Annotated in this window: 17 protein-coding genes and 1 pseudogene; 15 read left to right on the top strand and 3 right to left on the bottom strand. The window is 50.0% G+C overall.

What is annotated here, in order from left to right:
• Nucleotides 1-275: 275 nt before the first annotated feature.
• Genes K6K13_RS12025 through K6K13_RS11965 form a run of 13 tightly spaced genes read left to right on the top strand, consistent with a single transcriptional unit; the run spans nucleotide 276 to nucleotide 13,940 of the window.
• A complete protein-coding gene (locus tag K6K13_RS12025) occupies nucleotides 276-746 on the top strand; it encodes a terminase small subunit-like protein (protein ID WP_222157251.1) in 471 nt (156 codons plus the stop codon).
• Nucleotides 697-2,157 (top strand): phage terminase large subunit family protein, encoded by a 1,461-nt coding sequence (locus K6K13_RS12020; RefSeq protein WP_222157250.1) that lies wholly within the window; start codon nucleotides 697-699, stop codon nucleotides 2,155-2,157. The genes K6K13_RS12025 and K6K13_RS12020 overlap by 50 nt, the downstream gene beginning before the upstream one ends.
• A 2-nt stretch (nucleotides 2,158-2,159) precedes the next feature.
• Nucleotides 2,160-4,280, top strand: a complete 2,121-nt coding sequence (locus tag K6K13_RS12015) for a portal protein (protein ID WP_222157249.1) — start codon at nucleotides 2,160-2,162, stop codon at nucleotides 4,278-4,280.
• Between the two features lie 13 nt (nucleotides 4,281-4,293).
• Entirely contained in the window at nucleotides 4,294-5,181 is an 888-nt protein-coding gene (locus tag K6K13_RS12010; protein ID WP_222157248.1) for a phage capsid protein, read from the top strand.
• A gap of 12 nt (nucleotides 5,182-5,193) precedes the next feature.
• Complete coding sequence (locus tag K6K13_RS12005; RefSeq protein ID WP_222157247.1) at nucleotides 5,194-6,468, top strand: P22 phage gp5 family major capsid protein; 1,275 nt, start codon at nucleotides 5,194-5,196, stop codon at nucleotides 6,466-6,468.
• 39 nt (nucleotides 6,469-6,507) lie between these two features.
• Nucleotides 6,508-6,693 carry a hypothetical protein gene (locus K6K13_RS12000; protein ID WP_222157246.1) on the top strand — a complete coding sequence of 62 codons (186 nt, stop codon included), beginning with the start codon at nucleotides 6,508-6,510 and terminating at the stop codon, nucleotides 6,691-6,693.
• Nucleotides 6,668-7,150 carry a packaged DNA stabilization gp4 family protein gene (locus K6K13_RS11995; protein ID WP_222157245.1) on the top strand — a complete coding sequence of 161 codons (483 nt, stop codon included), beginning with the start codon at nucleotides 6,668-6,670 and terminating at the stop codon, nucleotides 7,148-7,150. Before K6K13_RS12000 ends, K6K13_RS11995 begins: the two co-directional genes overlap by 26 nt.
• 9 nt (nucleotides 7,151-7,159) lie before the next feature.
• Entirely contained in the window at nucleotides 7,160-8,578 is a 1,419-nt protein-coding gene (locus K6K13_RS11990; RefSeq protein ID WP_222157243.1) for a packaged DNA stabilization protein, read from the top strand.
• Entirely contained in the window at nucleotides 8,579-9,277 is a 699-nt protein-coding gene (locus K6K13_RS11985; RefSeq protein ID WP_222157239.1) for a phage tail protein, read from the top strand.
• Nucleotides 9,278-9,283: 6 nt separating this feature from the next.
• Entirely contained in the window at nucleotides 9,284-9,739 is a 456-nt protein-coding gene (locus K6K13_RS11980) for a DUF2824 family protein (protein ID WP_222157238.1), read from the top strand.
• A 2-nt stretch (nucleotides 9,740-9,741) separates the two neighbouring features.
• Entirely contained in the window at nucleotides 9,742-10,431 is a 690-nt protein-coding gene (locus K6K13_RS11975; RefSeq protein WP_222157237.1) for a P22-gp17 family phage DNA ejection protein, read from the top strand.
• 9 nt (nucleotides 10,432-10,440) lie between these two features.
• The gene (locus K6K13_RS11970; protein ID WP_222157236.1) at nucleotides 10,441-11,790 is read left to right on the top strand and encodes a phage DNA ejection protein; all 1,350 of its coding nucleotides are present in this window, start codon (nucleotides 10,441-10,443) and stop codon (nucleotides 11,788-11,790) included.
• Nucleotides 11,790-13,940, top strand: a complete 2,151-nt coding sequence (locus K6K13_RS11965) for a P22-gp16 family phage DNA ejection protein (RefSeq protein WP_498072981.1) — start codon at nucleotides 11,790-11,792, stop codon at nucleotides 13,938-13,940. Before K6K13_RS11970 ends, K6K13_RS11965 begins: the two co-directional genes overlap by 1 nt.
• Nucleotides 13,941-14,100: 160 nt before the next feature.
• On the opposite strand, the pseudogene K6K13_RS23745 reads toward K6K13_RS11965, so the two are convergent.
• A pseudogene (locus tag K6K13_RS23745) lies at nucleotides 14,101-14,389 on the bottom strand (hypothetical protein); the annotation flags it as partial.
• Nucleotides 14,390-14,469: 80 nt separating this feature from the next.
• On the opposite strand from K6K13_RS23745, the gene K6K13_RS11955 reads away from it, so the two are divergent.
• A protein-coding gene (locus K6K13_RS11955; RefSeq protein ID WP_252120266.1) for an IS5 family transposase occupies nucleotides 14,470-15,221 on the top strand; the annotation gives its coding sequence in 2 pieces (ribosomal slippage) (nucleotides 14,470-14,803 and nucleotides 14,803-15,221; 753 coding nt in all).
• Between the two features lie 138 nt (nucleotides 15,222-15,359).
• On the opposite strand, the gene K6K13_RS11950 is transcribed toward K6K13_RS11955, so the two are convergent.
• On the bottom strand, nucleotides 15,360-15,992 hold the full coding sequence (locus K6K13_RS11950; protein ID WP_222157234.1) for a hypothetical protein: 633 nt from the start codon (nucleotides 15,990-15,992) through the stop codon (nucleotides 15,360-15,362).
• A gap of 171 nt (nucleotides 15,993-16,163) precedes the next feature.
• Nucleotides 16,164-16,436, bottom strand: coding sequence for an Arc family DNA-binding protein (locus tag K6K13_RS11945; protein WP_222157233.1), 273 nt, complete (start codon nucleotides 16,434-16,436; stop codon nucleotides 16,164-16,166).
• Nucleotides 16,437-16,584: 148 nt separating this feature from the next.
• On the opposite strand from K6K13_RS11945, the gene K6K13_RS23240 reads away from it, so the two are divergent.
• Nucleotides 16,585-18,681 (top strand): phage head-binding domain-containing protein, encoded by a 2,097-nt coding sequence (locus K6K13_RS23240; RefSeq protein WP_252120265.1) that lies wholly within the window; start codon nucleotides 16,585-16,587, stop codon nucleotides 18,679-18,681.
• Nucleotides 18,682-18,699: the final 18 nt, after the last annotated feature.

The raw sequence follows: 18,699 nt of genomic DNA, 5'->3' as shown, positions 1-18,699 counted from the left end.
GTCGATAGAAAGACCTTTCTTTCGCTTCCAGAAAATACGATATTCAGCGTGTATAAACCCCAGATATTCGGCCCATTAGAAATAAAGGGCGAAAGGCGGAACAACGGCTACTGATTACGACATCGTTGTCAGCCAAGATCGCGCCGACTTCACGACTAAATGCAACGCGAAAATGACTGCTGGCTTCCTGCCCATTGGTGACATGAGCGTTATTCAAGTTACACCGGGACGCACATGCGAATACGCCCAGGCATTCACTAAGGCATAGGTGATTTATGGCGACTGAGAAAAACAAAGGCGGTCGCCCATCAGATTTCTCGCCGGAATTGGCTGATGAGATTTGCTCATTATTGATGGTGGGAGAAAGCCTGCGCTCAATATGCAAGAGGCAGGGAATGCCAGTCCTGAGCACGGTTACGCTATGGCTGAGTAAGCATGAAGAGTTTTCGGTGCAATACGCGCGTGCGCGCGAGATTCAGGCAGAGGTTTTGGCAGAGGATGCAATGAATATTGCCGATGCTGCAGTTGAAGATAGTGCTGCTGTAGCAAAAGCAAGATTGCAGGTTGATGCAAGGAAGTGGTACGCGAGCAAGGTTGCTCCGAAAAAATATGGTGATCGCATTCAACACGAGCAACGAATCACTCTAGCCGATCGCACTGACGAAGAAATTGATAAGCGTATTCAGGAGCTGATAAATGGACAAGTTGCCAGCCCTGAAAGGGATGACTCAGGCACAGAAGATTGAGCTTGTTCAGCTTCTGGAAGAAAAGAAGCGACGAGAATCAACGTATCGATATAAGCGCTTTTTCTCCAGTAGATATCCTTGGCAAAAGAAATTCATTTCCGCAACTGCTGAATACTCTCAGGTCGCACTGATTGCCGCTAACCGCACCGGCAAGACGGATACCGGGACAGGCATTGATGCTATTCACGCAATGGGTGATTACCCGCCTGACTGGAGCGGTCACAAGTTCGAGAAAGCGCCGCTGATCTGGTGCCTTGGGTATTCAGCCGACAAGATACGCGACCTTCTACAAACGCCGATCATTGGGCGCAAGACGGATAATGGCTGGGAGGGTGGTTTGATACCGGGCGAGAGGATTGTTAGCACTGAATCAGCTCAGGGTGCTGCTAATGCCGTTCGTTCTGTGTACGTGATGCACAAATCCGGCGAGCTATCGAAGATTCAATTCTGGTCATACTCGCAAGGCCAGCAGGCATTGATGGGCGATGCGGTGGATTGGTTTCATATCGATGAAGAACCACGCGACCCAACGATTTATCCGCAGGTTCTGACGCGAACCGCAACGGGCGATCAAAATAAAGGTGGGAGAGGGATTCTCACCTTCACGCCAGAAAATGGCCGCACTGATTTGGTTATCGCATTCATGGATAACCCATCACCGGGACAGCACTGCATGAACGTTGGCTGGGATGATGCACCACATCTTAGCGAGAAGGTGAAGAAGGACCTGCTTGAATCCTACCCACCTCACCAGCGTGATATGCGCACCAAAGGCATACCGATGCTGGGGCATGGTCGAATCTATGATCTTGGAGAAGATTTCATCAAGTGTGATCCGTTCCCAATACCTGACCACTGGCTTGTTATCGATGGCATGGACTTTGGTTGGGATCACCCGCAAGCGCATGTGCAATTGGCGTGGGATATCGAGAACGAAGCATTTTACTTGACGCGTGCATACAAAGCTCGTCAGGTGTCGCCAGCAGAAGCATACAGCGCCGTGAAGTCATGGGCTGATAACGTCCCTACTGCATGGCCTCCTGACGGGCTGCAGACCGAGAAAGGCTCAGGCTTACAGCAGAAATCCTACTATGAAGAAGCTGGCTTCCAGATGCTATCAGATCATGCTCAATGGGAAGATGGCAGCAGGGCTGTTGAGCCTGGGCTGTTCGAGCTGTATGACCTGATGAGGCGCGGCAAGTTCAGGGTGTTCTCAGGGCTGCGTGACTTCTTTGAAGAATACAACTTCTATCACCGCGACGAGAAAGGCCGGATCGTGAAGGTGCGTGACGACATCCTTGATGCCGTCCGATATGCCTACATGATGCGCCGCTACGCAATAAGATATGCAGACATCAAGAGTCCTCCTGTTGAAGAGGATATCTACGTTCCTTCATCCTCCGGTTGGTAATCATGGCAGAAACACTACAAAAGAGACATGAGCAGATAATGCTCAAGTTCGACCGTGCGTACACGCCGCAAGAGGATGTGCGCGAAAAATGTATTGAGGCTACGCGATTTGCTCGCGTTCCTGGTGGGCAGTGGGAAGGCACCACGTCATCCGGCACCAAGCTGAATGACTTCTTTGAGCGCTACCCAAAGTTTGAGATCAACAAAGTCGCAACTGAGCTTAACCGCATCATTGCTGAATACCGTAACAACCGCATCACGGTTAAGTTTCGTCCCGGCGACAAGGCTGCAAGCGAAGAGTTAGCTAATAAGCTGAATGGCCTGTTTCGTGCTGACTATGAGGAAACTGACGGCGGCGAAGCTTGCGATAACGCGTTCGATGATGGGGCAACGGGTGGCTTTGGCTGCTTCCGTATGTCCACCAAGTATGTGAATGAATACGATCCGCTAGACGAGCGCCAGCGCATCTGCATTGAGCCTATTTATGATGCCGCTCGCTCAGTGTGGTTCGACCCTGACGCGAAGAAGTACGACAAGTCAGATGCTGGATGGGCGTTTGATATGTACTCGCTCTCCGCTGAGAAATACAAAGCTGAATATGACAAAACTCCAGCATCGCTCGATTTAACGCTCGATAACAGCTGGAAGTACGACTGGTTCGATAACGATGTCGTGTACATCGCTAAGTATTACGAAGTGCGTAAAGAGTCTGTTGATGTGGTCAGCTATCAAAACCCGATGACGGGAGAGATTGCAACATACGATAGCGATCAACTTGAACCAATCGCAGATGAACTTGCTGATATTGGTTTTGTTGAGGTGGCTCGTCGCTCTGTTAAGCGTCGCCGCGTGTATGTGTCTCTCGTTGATGGTGATGGCTTTCTTGAGAAACCACGCCGCATTGCTGGAGAGAACATCCCGCTGATCCCTGTGTACGGGAAACGCTGGTTCATTGATGACATTGAGCGTGTAGAAGGACATATCGCTAAAGCAATGGATCCGCAGCGCCTTTACAACCTGCAAGTGTCCATGCTGGCTGATACCGCATCTCAGGACGCAGGCTCAACACCTATCGTTGACATGGATCAGGTAAGGGGGCTGGAGAAGCACTGGGAAGAGCGAAACAAAAAACGGCCTTCATTCCTACCATTGCGCTCTATTAAGGACAAGTCAGGTAATGTCATCGCTCCAGCAACTCCAACCGGATACACGCAGCCAGCAGTATTGAACCAAGCGCTTGCCGCTCTATTGCAGCAGACCAGCGCGGACATTCAGGAAGTAACGGGCGGCAGCCAGGCAATGCAGCAAATGCCGAGCAACGTCGCACAAGAGACGGTTAACAATCTGATGAACCGCTCGGATATGGCGTCGTTCATCTACCTCGACAACATGGCGAAGAGCCTTAAGCGTGCCGGTGAGATTTGGTTATCAATGGCGCGTGAGGTCTATGGTTCTGACCGTGAGGTGCGCATTGTCAATGAAGATGGCACCGACGATATATCTCTGATGTCAGTGTCAGTGAAAGATGATGAGACAGGGCAAGTCGTAGCTCTTAATGATCTGAGCGTTGGGCGCTATGACGTGACAGTTGATGTCGGGCCAAACTATACCGCTCGGCGTGACGCCACTGTTGCAGCACTGACTAGCGTCCTTGGCACCATGCTTCCGCAAGACCCTGATACCGGAATTATTCGCGGAATTATTCTGGATAACATGGACGGCGAAGGGTTGGATGAGTTTAAAGAGTTCAACCGCAAGAAGCTGCTCGTTGCCGGAATGGTTAAGCCACGCAACCAGAAAGAGCAACAAATCGTTATGCAGGCGCAGATGGCTCAGCAGGGCCAGCAAGACCCTAACATGGTGCTTGCTCAGGCTCAGATGGTTGCAGCGCAGGCAGAAGCGCAAAAAGCTCAGAACGAAACAGCACAAACCCAAATCAAGGCATTCACCGCGCAACAGGATGCTATGGAATCCCAAGCTAACACCGTCTACAAGCTGGCACAGGCCCGCAACATAGACGACAAGGCTGTAATGGATGCCATCAAGCTACTAAACGACGTGTTTGTCTCCCAGCAACAAAACATCCCATCACCACAGTCACCGGCTGACTTAATGCCGAGTTAATCAGGAGTAACAAATGGAAAGCGAACTGATCATCGACGGTCAGGCTGTATCCCTGTCTGAAAATCAGGAATCAGCTCAAGAAAAAACCACTGAGCAGCAAGCGGAAACTCGTGAGGAGCAAGTCCACGAGGAAACGCAGCAGTCAGAAGAAAAGGCCGAAACTGAGCAGGCCAACGAGCAGCCGGAAGAGCAGGTACTGCAAATTGGTGATGAAGAAGTTGCCTTGCAGGAGGAAGACGAAAGCATTGACGGCAAACCAGCTCCGCATTGGGTGAAAGAACTCCGCAAGGGCTTCAAGGATACACAGAAAGAAAACCGAGAATTGCGCCGTCAGCTTGAGGAGCTACACGCCAAGCCAGCAGAGCAATCTCCAGCAACACAAGAAGCATTACCCGCCAAGCCCACGCTTGAGTCGTGCGACTACGACGAAGCCAAGTTTGAGCAAGCTGTCACTGATTGGCATGAGAAAAAGAGCCGTGTTGACCAGGTGCAACAGCAGCAACAGGCACAGCAGCAAGAATACCAACAACGCTATCAGCAAAGGTTGGCTGCGCACAGAGAACGAGCTGAGAAATTTCCGTTTAAAGACTATGCGCAGATGGAAGAGGTTGCATGCACTGAGGTTCCAGCGCTGCACCAAGAAATTCTGATTCATTGTGCTGACGAGGGTTCGGAGCTTATCGCTTATGGCCTCGGTAAAAGCCAGCAGTTACGCCAGCGCTTAGCCGCTGAGAAAGACCCCATTCGCGCCGCTTTCATGCTTGGACAAATGAGCCGAGACGTTCGTCTTGCGCCCAAAGCCAAGCAAACGCCAAAACCTGAGCCGGAAGTTAGAGGCGGGGCGGGCAACGCGAAAACAGATGAATTCTCAAAACAATGCCCCGGCGCAACTATCGAATAAGGTAAAGAATAAATGGCTACTAATGATCTCAATAGTAACGTCAGTCAGATCGTGCTGAAAAAGTTTCTGCCGGGCTTTATGTCGGATTTGGTTCTGGCTAAAACCGTAGACCGCCAATTGCTGGCAGGTGAAATCAACTCCAGCACTGGCGATAGCGTTAGCTTCAAGCGTCCGCATCAGTTCAAATCACTGCGTACTGCTACCGGCGATATCTCTGGTCAGGCGAAGAACAACATCATCTCAGGCAAGGCTACTGGTCGCGTAGGTAACTACATCACTGTCGCCGTAGAATGGCAGCAACTGGAAGAAGCAATCAAGCTCAACCAGTTGGAAGAGATTCTTGCACCGGTACGTCAGCGCGTTGTCACCGACCTAGAAACAGAGCTGGCGCAGTTCATGATGAACAACGGCGCTCTGTCTTTAGGTAGCCCTAACACGCCGATCAATAAATGGTCTGACGTGGCACAGACTGCATCCTTCATGAAAGATATCGGCATCTATGAGGGTGAAAACTACGCCGTCATGGATCCGTGGTCTGCTCAGCGCCTGGCTGATGCACAGACTGGCCTGCACGCTTCTGACAATCTGGTGCGTACCGCATGGGAACAAGCTCAGATTCCGTCAAACTTCGGCGGAATCCGTGCGCTGATGTCTAACGGTCTGGCGTCTCGCACTCAGGGCGCTTTCGGTGGCGCACTGACCGTTCAGACTGCGCCTACCGTAACCTACACCGCCGTTAAGGACACATACCAGTTCACCGTGACCCTTACCGGAGCAACCGCGAGCGTTACTGGCTTCCTGAAAGCTGGTGATCAGTTGAAATTCACCTCAACTTACTGGCTGAACCAGCAGAGCAAGCAGATTCTGTATAACGGCTCCACTCCGATCAGCTTCACCGCTACCGTACTGGCTGACGCCAACTCAACGGCGGGTGGGTTGGTCACTGTAACTCTGTCAGGCGTCCCGATTCTTGACGCAACTAACGGGCAGTACAACGCCGTTCAGCGCCAAGTGGCGGCAGGTGACCAAGTAACAGTCATCGGCACTGCATCTCAGGCAATGAAGCCTAACCTGTTCTACAACAAGTTCTTCTGCGGGCTGGGCACTATCCCGCTGCCGAAGCTGAACAGCATCGACTCCGCCGTAGCAACATACGAAGGTTTCTCCATCCGCGTACACAAATACGCAGACGGTGATGCCAACGTGCAGAAAATGCGTTTCGACCTGCTGCCAGCTTACGTGTGTTTCAACCCGCACATGGGCGGCCAGTTCTTCGGTAATCCGTAATCACAAGGGGCTTCGGCCCCTTTCTTTTTTGAGGTGCACATGGATCGCATGAGCGTATTTATCGCAGCAGATAACGAAGCCGGACACGTTCAGGCTGTTATCGTTGAGAAAGATTTTCCGATTTATCAAAAGCTGGGGTTTGTCGCATCAGTTGACGACATCAAGCCGGTTGTTAAACGTGGGCGTAAGGCGGCTGACAATGGCAACGACGCTGACAAAGGGTGAGATAGTTCTGTTTGCGCTGCGTAAATTCGCAGTTGCATCAAATGCCACGCTGACTGACGTTGAGCCGCAATCAATGGCTGATGGTGTGGCTGATCTTGAAGATATGCTGTACGAGTGGCAAATCAACCCCGGCGATATCGGTTATCTGTTCGCTGTGACTGATGAGGAGCCATTGCCAGATGATGATTCAGGCTTGCCTCGCAAATACAAGCAGGCTGTGGGCTATCAGCTATTGCTCCGCATGATGTCAGATTACAACCTGGAGCCTACTCCGCGCATTGAAACAAACGCGGCGAAGTCTTACGACGCATTGCTCACCGATACACTACAAATCCCATCCATGCGCCGTCGCGGTGATTTCCCCACCGGGCAAGGCAACAAATACGACACATTCTGCACCGATCGCTACTATCCCGACGATAGGCCGGAAACTGACGGCGAGGTGCTTAATCCATAAGGTGAGAGAATGCCTATACAACAACAACCACTGATTAAAGGTGTTGGCAAAAACTTCCGCGATGCTGACTATGTTGACCTGCTTCCGGTCAATATGCTGGCGACACCTAAGCAGGTGCTCAACAGCAACGGATATTTGCGCTCATTCCCCGGCATAGACAAACGTTCTGACGTTGCTGGTGTGTCGCGTGGCGCTCAGTACAACACCGCTCAGAATGCCGTTTATCGCGTTTGCGGGGGCAGTCTGTATCGGGGCGCGTCGGTGGTTGGTTCGGTGTCTGGTTCTGGTCGTGTGAGTATGGCGGCCAGTCGCACATCTCAGGCGGTCGGCGTTGGTGGGCAGTTGATGCTGTATCGCTACGATGGCACCGTTAAGACCATGGCTAACTGGCCTGTGTCTAGCACCTATACACAATATGAGCTTGGCTCTGTGCGCGATGTTACCCGTCTGCGTGGTCGGTATGCGTGGTCGAAAGATGGCACGGATTCGTGGTTTATTTCTGACCTTGAAGATGAGTCGCATCCTGACCGCAACAGCGCAGAGTACCGGGCAGAATCACAGCCTGACGGGATTGTAGGCATGGGGACGTGGCATGACTTTATCGTCACGTTCGGCACGTCAACGATTGAATATTTCTCACTGACTGGCGCTACCACAGCAGGCGCTGCGTTGTATGTTGCTCAGCCGTCGCTAATGATTCAGAAGGGTATCGCCGGGACGTACTGCAAAACGCCTTACGGCGACTCGTTCGCATTCATCAGCCATCAATCTACCGGTGCGCCATCGGTTTACGTGATTAGTTCTGGTCAGGCATCACCGATCGCTACAGCATCAGTTGAGAAGGTTCTGCGCGGCTATACGGCGGCAGAGTTGGCGACAGGCATTATGGAGTCAATACGATTCGATGCTCACGAATTGCTGATTATTCACCTACCGCGCCATGTTCTTGTGTTCGACTCTGCAGCCAGCCAGAACGGGCCGCAATGGGCCATTCTGAAAACTGGTCTGTTTGATGACGTGTACCGTGGAATTGATTTGATGTTCGAAGATAACAACATCACTTGTGGCGACAAACTGGAAGCGGTGACCGGTCAGTTTAATTTCGCTTCATCCGCTCAGTATGACCGGCAGCAAGAACACCTGTTGTTTACGCCCCTCTTCAAGGCGGATAACAGCTGCGTTTTCGATTTCGAACTGGAATGCAGTACCGGAGTTGCTCAAATCGCTGACCGGCTGTTCCTGTCTGCAACAATGGACGGCATCAACTACGGCCGCGAACAGATGATTGAGCAGAACGCGCCATTCATCTACGACAAGCGCATTCTATGGCGTCGTATCGGTCGCATCCGTAAGAACTTGGGATTTAAAGTGCGCGTCATCACAAAAGCCCCTGTAACACTATCGGGGTGCCAAATCAGGGTGGAATAAATGGCAGATCCGTCACTCAATGTTCCAGTAGTTGTCCGTGCGCAGAGCATCAACTCAACGCTACTCCCGCCGATATTCTCTCAGCCTTACATGCTCTATGTCATTCAGCAGTCCACGGACGCTAGTAACGTTGCAGGGAAAGCAAATCAGGCCGGTGCGGGGGCATATGATGCGCAAGTGAAGAATGATGAGCAGGACGTTATCCTAGCTGACCACGAGGCCCGATTGGATGTTGCAGAGGCGACGTTAGCAGATCACGAAACGCGTATTACGGCAGCGGAAGCAACGCTTACTAACCATGAGGCGAGAATCACCGCCGCAGAGAGCAATATAGCCAGCCAAGGCGCAAGACTGACGACAGCCGAGGGGAATATATCAGCTCTGCAAACAAGCGTCGGCGCGATACAGGCGGATTACGTATCCAAGTCCGCTACTGCATCGCAAACGCTCGCTGGCCCGCTTAATGTCACCACGTCTTACTCGGTCGGCGGCACGAAAGTTATCGGCCCCCGGCAAACAGGATGGACTACTGCAACCGGTACGGCACTGCTATCAGCCTTCAATGCCGACCAATCCTACACCGTCAGCGCCACCTATACGCAGGCTGAGATCCAAGCCATGGCTGCTGGGCAACTGCTATCCCAGCGCCGCATTAAGGCATTAGAAGATGCCTTGCGCACCCACGGCCTGATTAATTGAGGTTATATGATTAGCTTCAAGCCAACGCGCAACATCGACCTGATTGAAGCGGTGGGGAATCACCCTGAAATCATCGCAGGGAGCAATAACGGCGACGGATACGATTACAGGCCGGAATGCAGGTATTTCGAGGTAAATGCACACGGTCAGTTTGGTGGCATCGTCTACTACCACGAGATTCAGCCGCTAGCTTTCGATTGCCACGCAATGTATCTGCCAGAAGCTCGCGGATTTAGCAAAGAGATCGGGCTGGCGTTCTGGCGATTCATCATGTCAGAAACAAATGTGCAATGTGTCACTTCATTTGCGGCCCGCAAATTCCGACACGGGCAAATCTACTGCTCCATGATAGGATTAAAGCGCATTGGAACCATCAAAAAATACTTCAAAGGCGTTGATGACGTCACCTTCTACTCAGCCACTCGCGAAGAACTAACCGACTTCCTCAATCACGGGAGATAATTATGCTATACGCATTTACACTGGGCAGGAAACTGCGCGGCGAGGAACCATTTTGCCTTGAAAAAGGCGGTAAGGGTGGCGGGAATAGTGGTGCAGACGCTCAAGCGGCGGCAACTGCTCAGGCCACAGCATTGCAGCGTGAGCAGTGGCAAACGGTAATGAATAACCTTGCACCATTCACTCCACTTGCTAAGCAGTATGTCACTCAATTACAGGATTTATCCTCACTAAGCGGTCAAAACTCAGCGCTGAACAGCTATTACAATTCTGACCAGTACAAACAGCTTGCAAATCAGGCTCGCTACCAGAATTTGAATGCTGCCGAAGCTACGGGCGGATTGGGCTCAACCGCTACCGGCAATATGCTGTCCTCTATCGCGCCAACGTTAGGCCAAAACTGGTTATCCGGTCAGATGAATAATGCGAATAACCTCGCAAACATCGGTTTGGGTGCATTACAAGGGCAGGCTAACGCCGGACAAACCTATGCCAACAATACCAGCCAGCTATTGCAGCAGAACGCATCACTTGCAGCCGCTAACGCTAATCGTCCGTCTACTTTGCAGCAAGGCATATCAGGCGGTCTTGGTGGCGCTCTGGCTGGTGGTGGTATCGCAAGCGCTCTCGGTATGTCTACACCGTGGGGTGCTGCAATCGGCGGCGGTATTGGATTGCTTGGCTCACTGTTTTAAGGAGTAATCATGGCTACTTGGCAGCAGGGGATTAACTCTGGCGGATTTCTTGGTGGCATTGGTCAGGTTAACACCAACGCACCACAAGCGAGCGATGTAAACGCCACGCTCGGCCTGATTCGCCAGAACAACGAATTTGCCCGCGCTGGCGGTAATAACGTTGGATTGCAGGCGTTGCAGGGGCTTCAAGGGCTATCCGATGCTTACAAGCAAGATCAGTTGCAGAAAGCACAAGCCTCATTCAATCAGGCCCATGCTAACGCATGGAAAACTGGCGACACATCGGCATTGCGCGATTTCGCTGTGCAGAATCCTGCATTCGTTGCGCAGGCGCAGCAGGCTGTATCAGGTCTTGATAAATCTCAACTTTCTGACATGACCAATCAGGCCGCTAAGCTGAGACTCGCACTATCTCAGGGGCCTGATGCATATGCTCAGTATCTGCAAAAAAACGCAGGTGAGTTGTCTCGTGTTGGAGCTAATCCTGCCGTCCTTGCTCAAATGGGGGCGCAAAATCCACAGGGTGCCGCGCAACTGTTTGACACTCTTGGTATGGCGGGCAGTGGTGATAAATATTTCGATATCTTGAATAAACAGCAGGAGCGAGAAATTGATCGCGGCAAGCTTGGCGTTGAGCGCGATAGGTTGATAGAAACAGCGCGCAACAATGACATGGAGAACGCCAGAGGGTGGGCCAACGTAAACAATGCCGCTCTTGACCGTGCTCAACGCGCCCAATTCCATTCGGATAATGTTGGTTTAAAACTCCAGGAACTATCAGCAAAGCAAGCTGAGCTAGGAAAAATTGACCCTAAGCTAGTGCGAGATCTGAATAGCGACATTAACGGCTATTCAAAAAACTACTCGGCAATGCGCAGCGCGGCGGAAAACCTTCAGGCATTAGGCAAGAGGAATACTCCTGCGTCACAGTTGGGGATGATATTTAACTACATGAAATCTCTAGACCCTCAATCCGTGGTGCGCGAGGGTGAGCAGGTACAGGTAAAAAAAACTGATGGGATTTATGGCACCCTAGGTAACTATATCAGCCAGCTATCAAGCGGTAAGATGCTAAACAATGATCAGGTTGCAGACCTGATTAACACATCAAAACTCATGGCAAATACTGAGGGAAGTAAATTCAATCAGCAGATGGATGAGTACCTTACTTCTTACGGGAATGCCTTACCTAGTGGACTCGTAAACCAATTACAGTCTAGAAAAGCAAAGCTATTTGATGATGTCCCGGGGACGCAAGCATCTTCTGGTGGTGGGGCGATACAGGCTGGTCACAGTGAAGGTGGTTATACCTTCCTAGGTGGCGATCCGGGCAATCCCAATAGTTGGAGGAAAAATTAATGGCTGGCCCGTGGGAAAAGTATCAAAGCGCCGCTCCAAGCGTTCCAACTGATGGGCCTTGGAGCAAATACCAGCAGCAGCCAAGCCAAGCGCAGGAGCCAAGATCACCAACATTAGCTGACAATGTAGAGCAGGCCGCTCGGGGATTGGTGAACATACCGTTCGACATCTTGCAGGGCGGCGCAAACCTGATCAATGCTGGTACTAGCGCGGTCGGTCTTGGTAATGTGCTCGATCCGGTTTATCGCCCGGTAGATAGGCCAACTGACCCATGGGCGCAAGCAGGTGAAGCAATCGGGACGTACCTTGTTCCCGGCGCGGGTGCAGTTCGTGGAGCAATGATCGGTTCTGTAGCAAACGCTGGCAATCAGCCTGGTGATTTTGCTGAGAACGCCACAAAGGAAATGGCGATCAACACCGCGCTGATGGGGGTGCCTGCATTGTATCGCGGCGCGCGCGGGCTTATTCAGGGTGCTAAGGGAGGAGCAGAAGGGGCAGCAGCAAATGCGGCAGAAGTAGCAGCAACACCTATGCCTACACAGACTCAGAAGCCGGTTTCTTCTACTCCTAACGTATCTTACTCAGCATCAATGAGATTAAATCCGGAAGCTCAGCAGGCAACTCAGGAAGTGGCAGCGCCCGTCGAGGATGCTATCAGGCGCGTGGCAGCACAGCGAGATCCTAATCTCGCATCGTCTCTCGATGGGCTCAGTATTAATCCACAGCAGGACGTTGCAGAGGCAGCAGGCAGGCTTGGCGTTGATTCCATCCTCCCATCTCATTTATCTGGAAATTCGCAATATCAGGCGGTGGAGCAAGCGATTAAGTCACGCGCCGGTTCAGCCCTGCGCCTGCAAGAAGATCAGGCAATCAGTGAGCTTGCCTCTAGTGCAGGAAAGATAATTGATGATGTTGCAGGCGCTCCAGACGCATTAGCAATGAGCGATCGATTTATAGGACAAGTTAACGGCAGGATGGCTGCCCTAGAGAGGCGTAGTGATTCTTTGTATTCTCGGGTCGATAAAGCCATGGCTCCCGGCACAAAAATTGAAGCGCCAAACACCGGGGCAATGCTGGAAAGAGAGGCGGACAATTTAGGGGGATGGGAGAATCTAGATACCATAGAGAAGCGAGTTTTCAAGGCTGTTAACCCTGGTGAAAATGGTGTTTTGACCTATGCGAACTTGAATAAGCAACGCCGACTTGTCGGGCAAGCGCTAAACAAAAATAGCGGGCCATATAAAGATGCCGATCGCGCTGCTCTATCTCGACTTTATGCCACATTGTCTGATGACCAGGGGTTAGCGCTAGGCAATACGGGGTCGCTGCGTGATTTTGAGGTCGCTCAGCGCCTTGTCCAGATGCGTAAAACCATGGAAGAGCAGATGGTTAATCTGCGAGGCAGAACGCTTAATGGAGATGTAGCCGCCACAGCGACAACGGCGCTACAGTCCATGGCGAAAGGCAATGGCAAGGCATTCCGCGATTTAATGGATAGCACGCCGTCTCGGCAATTAAGGACGGAGTTGGTAGGCACCGCATTGCGTGACATGCTTTCATCTGGAAAACGTGGCGCAGATTTCAATCCTGCCGGATTTGCTGATTGGTGGCAGAACATGCAGGCAAGTGGTCAAATTAGGCTTCTATCTCAACATCTGCCTAAAGAGACGATGGCAGGATTGAGAGACGCTTACACGGTAGCCAGAGCGATAAAAAACGCAAAGGCATATGAAATAACTACCGGGCGATTGAATGAGTTCACATCACGGTTTAATCGCGTTACAGCACCTTATGAGATGGCAGCAAGCCATGCTCAAAGGATCGGGACTATGGTCGGCGCTTACGGTGGCCCATTAGGGGCTATCGCCGGGGCTGAAATTGGTCAGCGATTGGCGCAGAAGGCTAGGATTGCTGGTGGTGCTGGCTCAATGGAGGCGGCTGATAGATTAATCGCATCCCCTGAATTTCAGCGCGCCGTTAAATCATTACCGGCAACCGCGCCTGGGCATGTAATGGATAGTCGAGTTAGAAGCTCTCCGCAATGGAGAGCTTTCTTTGAATCTCTGCCAGATCCAGACAAAAAGACCATCGCGCGTCTTGGCGTTCTCGGTTGGTTGAATCATCAGAAACAGGATGGTGAAAACCAGTAACAGATAGCCACGGATGGCTAATAGCTTTGACAATTTACCGTATTACCGAAAGTTTGGCATGTTGTATTCGTCTGAACCCTAGGGGCTGGTTTTAGTGCATTGTATGTATCGATATATGTTTGTTGAGCGGACTTCTGTTGGTTTTGGTATGCGGATGCTGATTGCTGCAACGCTTGAGACTGTGCCATGTTGTCGGCTTGCTCCTGTCGCTGCATGTTTACATAAAGACTCTGTAATTCAAGGCGAGCCTGTGCATCGCTAATTTCACCGTTATCCACCTTCTGTCCGAGAAGCTTTGCCGCAAGAACATACATCTTAGGTGTAGAAGCAGATCCCATTCGGGAATCATTTTTAATGCTGATATCGAGACAGGTAGCCATATCGCTAAGTTTTGAGTAGCGCTGTTCGCAACCAGCCTGATAATCACTGACTTTCGCGCATCCGACTAGGGCCTGTTGACAATCATCGCCAAGAACCTGTTTTTTTGTAAAAGAATCTGTTTACATTCTGTCTTTTTTGGAAAAGCAGAATGCCAAGATTGATGCTCAGTGATGACCAATACGAACGGATTAGCCCGTTTTTGCCGGGAAAGGATTCGGATCCGGGACGAACAGCAGCAGATAATCGGCTTTTTGTCGAAGCGGTTTTATGGATCGCCCGAACTGGAAGCCCATGGAGAGATTTACCACCCGATTTCGGACTCTGGAACAGTGTGTACAAACGCTTTGCCAGATGGTCACGGGCAGAAATATGGCATTCCGTTTTTGCTGAACTTGCGGGCGATGCCGATTTCGAGGAAATCTTCATCGACAGCACTATCGTACGGGTTCATCAGCATGCAGCGGGCGCTCCCAAAAAAACGGTGACCAGTCGATTGGTCGTTCTCGCGGGGGATTGACAACCAAGATTCACGCTCTGGTTGATGGGCTGGGCATGCTTGCCCGTTTTAGTTTGACTGGTGGTCAAAAGAGCGACACCAGAGAAGCATTGCCTTTACTTGGTGAATTGAAACCTTCAAGCTTGGCTGCAGACAAAGCCTACGATACGAATGTGATTCTACAATATCTGGAGTCGGTAGGCATTCAGGCTGTCATCCCCAGCAAAGAGAATCGCCGTGAGCAACGCCCACTGGACAAACATCTTTACGCTTCACGCAATTTGATCGAACGTTTCTTTTGCCGTATCAAGCAATTTCGACGCGTAGCTACACGCTTCGACAAACTCTCAAAACGCTTCGCATCATTCGTTGCGCTCGCTGCTGCATTCGTCTGGCTGTGTTAATTGTCAACAGCCCCTAGCAACAGTGGCAGCGCAGCAATAACGTACTTCATCCCAACCTCCTTTTTAGTCAAGATAGCATGTGGTGGGTAAAGGTGGGAGCAAAGAAAACCCGGCGAGTGTCGGGTTTATTCTGATGGTTTAGTGAAGTTTATCTTTGCTTATCACTAATAGTCGGTGGCTATGACAATCTTTGTCATTACCCCAACAGAAATCAGCCCATGTAGTATAAAATTCATCCCAAGAAGTCATGAACGTCAATGGGCGAGACTCTTGCGTGCCATCTGACACGTATACATGATAACCACTTGTAGACATAGCCCAAGAGATCATGGTCTCCCAGAAGCGCCTACCATCACTGGTTTGTTCTTCATCAGATACGACTATCGAGTAACTCTCAAGGAAGAACTGGAAGAAAATTTTAGGCAATCCATGGACGGCAGTGTCATGCTGCGCTTGCACTGTTCTCCATACCAATATTTGCGTGCATGTTTTCTTCGCATCAACAATGTCATGACGGAAAACAAGCTTAACGGCATAGACAGTTTCCGGATCTTGCACATCAGTAATTAATCGGTAGTGCTCATCATTGCGAGACTTAACCAAGCGATAACCAAAAGGCACAACAAAGCCAGGTAGTGAGAAGTCCACGACGCCTTTTTTCAGGAAAGCATGGGTATGCTCAATGTTGTTTTTGACAACACTAAGCTTTCTGTCGAAATCTGCTTCCGGGATCATGTATGGCATGGTTGAGTTCTTAGTTGCTGTTTGCATATGTCCTCCTGAGTGATCGGGAGTCCTTTTCGTATTGCTCGCATGAATCGATTACCTATCAGGTAATTCAAGTGTGAACGAAAGCGAACGAGTAAGCAACTGCTGAATCATATATTTCTGTAAAACACAAGGATCAGTGTTGTCAACTCGCCAAGTGTTGCTTGATCTAGATCATTTATCGTCTGAGGATTTATGTAAGTCACTATGGTATATGGATTTTAGAGTATCAAAAACAATTTTCTTGAACTCTTCCGCATGGATGCTGGCTAGGCGCTCAGCCTCGTCACGATAGCCGAGTATTGGCGACGGCCGTGCAATCGCCTCTTGAACTATTTGTACCAATTCAGCGTTTAGAGAGCGTCCATTCATCTTGGGACGCTGCATAACTTTCTCTTTTAACTCATATGGTAAACGCAAGTTGAATTGTGGGTCATCTCTTCCCATTTTCGACGCCTCACTTAAACAAGTGGATCGGCATCTTATGATCAACTGTTTATATCCACAATAAGACCACCGTGATAATACATCACTGATTATCAAACCAATTACCGCAGACCCGATCTGTGGGGACTACTCACGCCCGGAGAAAATAATGGCGGATATCACACCCAACGTTGTTGTCAGTATGCCTTCTCAACTCTTCACCCTGGCTCGCTCGTTTAAGGCCAACGCCAACGGTAAAATTTACATCGGACAGATTGACACGGATCCGACGATTCCAAGCAATCAGATTCAGGTGTACCTCGAAAATGAGGACGGCAGCCACGTTCCTGTAGCTCAGCCTATCGTTATCAACGCTGGCGGCTATCCGGTATACAACGGGCAGATTGCCAAGTTTGTGACCGTGCAAGGCCACTCGATGGCGATTTACGACGCCTACAACGTGCAGCAATTCTATTTCCCGAACGTGCTGAAGTATGACCCGGATCAGTTGCGCACTGCGCTGGCTCAGGAGGATGGTGCGGGGCTTGTTAACACCCCATATGGCGGTAGCGTTCTTTCAGTAATGAGCACGTCGAAATATATTAGACGCGGTAAATTCGGATTGTCTGGTGCGGTAATAACTTCAAATAGTGAGGCGGTTCTAAATCAAGCCGATGGTCGTTACTACGCATACAGGGAGGACATTTCTACACCTGTCGCCATCCCTTCATTGCCTAACTTGGATTGGATTTGTGTTGGCAATGGTAGGATGCCAAACGGCACGCACACACTGTTTGATTTCGGCTGTATTGATGACAATGGCATTACTGATAACCGCGCCAATATTCAGCTCGCGATTGATTACATGAATTATTGCGGATCTGTCATGTACACGGACAGTACGCGCGATGATAAGTTTTTTGGCGTTTCATCCTTTCATCCTTCTTATCCTGGCGTTGCCCTTGCTTCAACCAGCATCAGAAACACAAAAATAGTTGGTGGAAGGAAGAGAGGGACTAGTATTCGTTGGGTGGGTACTGATGTCGGAGAGGCTTTATTTTCAGTTGAAGCGACGGCGCAGGACTGGGGAATGGCTATTAATGGTCTTGGTTTGAATGCCGGTAATAAACTCAACCATGTTTTTAAAGCATCCAAAGTTCATGCTGCGATATGCGAGTTTAATGGTGGATGCTACGAGGAAGGGGTGTTAGACGGCATTCACTTGTCAGCTTATAACGCAACATTTAACAATGTATACGCCAATTCAAATGGTCGTGATGGATTTGCATTAGGTGGTCCTGATAGTTCTGGAGGGTGGACTAGTAATGTAACAACATCAGTGACGTTCAATGCGTGTTGGTCAAGGGCAAATATTAGACGTGGTTATTTTGTGGCGAATGAGTTGTGGTACTCTAATTTTATCTCTACAGCATGTGACGGAATTTCCAATAGGCGCACACAGTTAGCATATGAGTTAGCAAACGCTAAAGCAGTCGTGATGAGTGGTATTGGTGCTGAAGAGTGTCAAAAAGTCCTGAAAGCGTATGCGTTTTCTTTATCTGTTGATGGGCTACAGTTAAGCGGGGTTCATGCAGATGAGGTTAGCGGATCCATACCCGTGTCTGATTCTTTTATTGAGGTTTCTGGATTTAATATAAATCTGTCTGGCCTCGCCACTCTGACTTTGTTGGATTCTTACTTCACCAATGACGTTAAAGTGAATGCGACGGGTGAGACTAAAGTAACAGTGCTTGACAGTTCTTTCAGAGATAAACGATTCAATATAGTTAAAGCGTCAGGTATTAGTTTCTTCAGGTATCCAGAAATTGTCTATTTTCCATCTGGTTGCCGTTCGGATAGCGCAAGTGATCGCACGGGGAACGAAATATATGCTCCGGCCAGTTATGCTATCCGTCCGTCGATAACAAAAGTTGCAGCATCAATAGTCCGGCGAACTCAAGCATTCAGCAAAATCACGGCAGGGTTTACCGGACTTATGACAGTTATCGATGGGAATGATGCCTTTATCGTTGTTGATATCGTCTGCCATACAGACAACAACGCGGAGGCGTTTGAAAAAAGGGTTATTGCCTATAAAAATGCAAATGGATGGCAAAAGGTTGAGAAGGGGGATACGCAGTCAGTGTTCTCTGTTTCTGTAGCTTCAGGGTTCATTCAGATTCAAACCCTAGTTGCAGGTTCAATCTCATATATCGTTGATACTCGTTATTCATCAACCGATGGGGCAATACAGTTTAGCTTTTAATGTTGCGTCAGAATTATA

Origin of the sequence: Symbiopectobacterium purcellii, assembly GCF_019797845.1 — a bacterium.
In the GTDB taxonomy this organism is placed as follows: domain Bacteria; phylum Pseudomonadota; class Gammaproteobacteria; order Enterobacterales; family Enterobacteriaceae; genus Symbiopectobacterium; species Symbiopectobacterium purcellii.
Note: the sequence above shows the minus strand (reverse complement) of the source record. Positions and strands in the feature narration are given on the sequence as shown.

What these genes read in the sequence shown, in the direction of transcription:
- K6K13_RS12025 (WP_222157251.1), top strand. Translation starts at nt 276, where the DNA reads ATGGCGACTGAGAAAAACAAAGGCGGTCGCCCATCAGATTTCTCGCCG.
- K6K13_RS12020 (WP_222157250.1), top strand. Translation starts at nt 697, where the DNA reads ATGGACAAGTTGCCAGCCCTGAAAGGGATGACTCAGGCACAGAAGATT.
- K6K13_RS12015 (WP_222157249.1), top strand. Translation starts at nt 2,160, where the DNA reads ATGGCAGAAACACTACAAAAGAGACATGAGCAGATAATGCTCAAGTTC.
- K6K13_RS12010 (WP_222157248.1), top strand. Translation starts at nt 4,294, where the DNA reads ATGGAAAGCGAACTGATCATCGACGGTCAGGCTGTATCCCTGTCTGAA.
- K6K13_RS12005 (WP_222157247.1), top strand. Translation starts at nt 5,194, where the DNA reads ATGGCTACTAATGATCTCAATAGTAACGTCAGTCAGATCGTGCTGAAA.
- K6K13_RS12000 (WP_222157246.1), top strand. Translation starts at nt 6,508, where the DNA reads ATGGATCGCATGAGCGTATTTATCGCAGCAGATAACGAAGCCGGACAC.
- K6K13_RS11995 (WP_222157245.1), top strand. Translation starts at nt 6,668, where the DNA reads ATGGCAACGACGCTGACAAAGGGTGAGATAGTTCTGTTTGCGCTGCGT.
- K6K13_RS11990 (WP_222157243.1), top strand. Translation starts at nt 7,160, where the DNA reads ATGCCTATACAACAACAACCACTGATTAAAGGTGTTGGCAAAAACTTC.
- K6K13_RS11985 (WP_222157239.1), top strand. Translation starts at nt 8,579, where the DNA reads ATGGCAGATCCGTCACTCAATGTTCCAGTAGTTGTCCGTGCGCAGAGC.
- K6K13_RS11980 (WP_222157238.1), top strand. Translation starts at nt 9,284, where the DNA reads ATGATTAGCTTCAAGCCAACGCGCAACATCGACCTGATTGAAGCGGTG.
- K6K13_RS11975 (WP_222157237.1), top strand. Translation starts at nt 9,742, where the DNA reads ATGCTATACGCATTTACACTGGGCAGGAAACTGCGCGGCGAGGAACCA.
- K6K13_RS11970 (WP_222157236.1), top strand. Translation starts at nt 10,441, where the DNA reads ATGGCTACTTGGCAGCAGGGGATTAACTCTGGCGGATTTCTTGGTGGC.
- K6K13_RS11965 (WP_498072981.1), top strand. Translation starts at nt 11,790, where the DNA reads ATGGCTGGCCCGTGGGAAAAGTATCAAAGCGCCGCTCCAAGCGTTCCA.
- K6K13_RS11950 (WP_222157234.1), bottom strand. Translation starts at nt 15,992, where the DNA reads ATGCAAACAGCAACTAAGAACTCAACCATGCCATACATGATCCCGGAA.
- K6K13_RS11945 (WP_222157233.1), bottom strand. Translation starts at nt 16,436, where the DNA reads ATGGGAAGAGATGACCCACAATTCAACTTGCGTTTACCATATGAGTTA.
- K6K13_RS23240 (WP_252120265.1), top strand. Translation starts at nt 16,585, where the DNA reads ATGGCGGATATCACACCCAACGTTGTTGTCAGTATGCCTTCTCAACTC.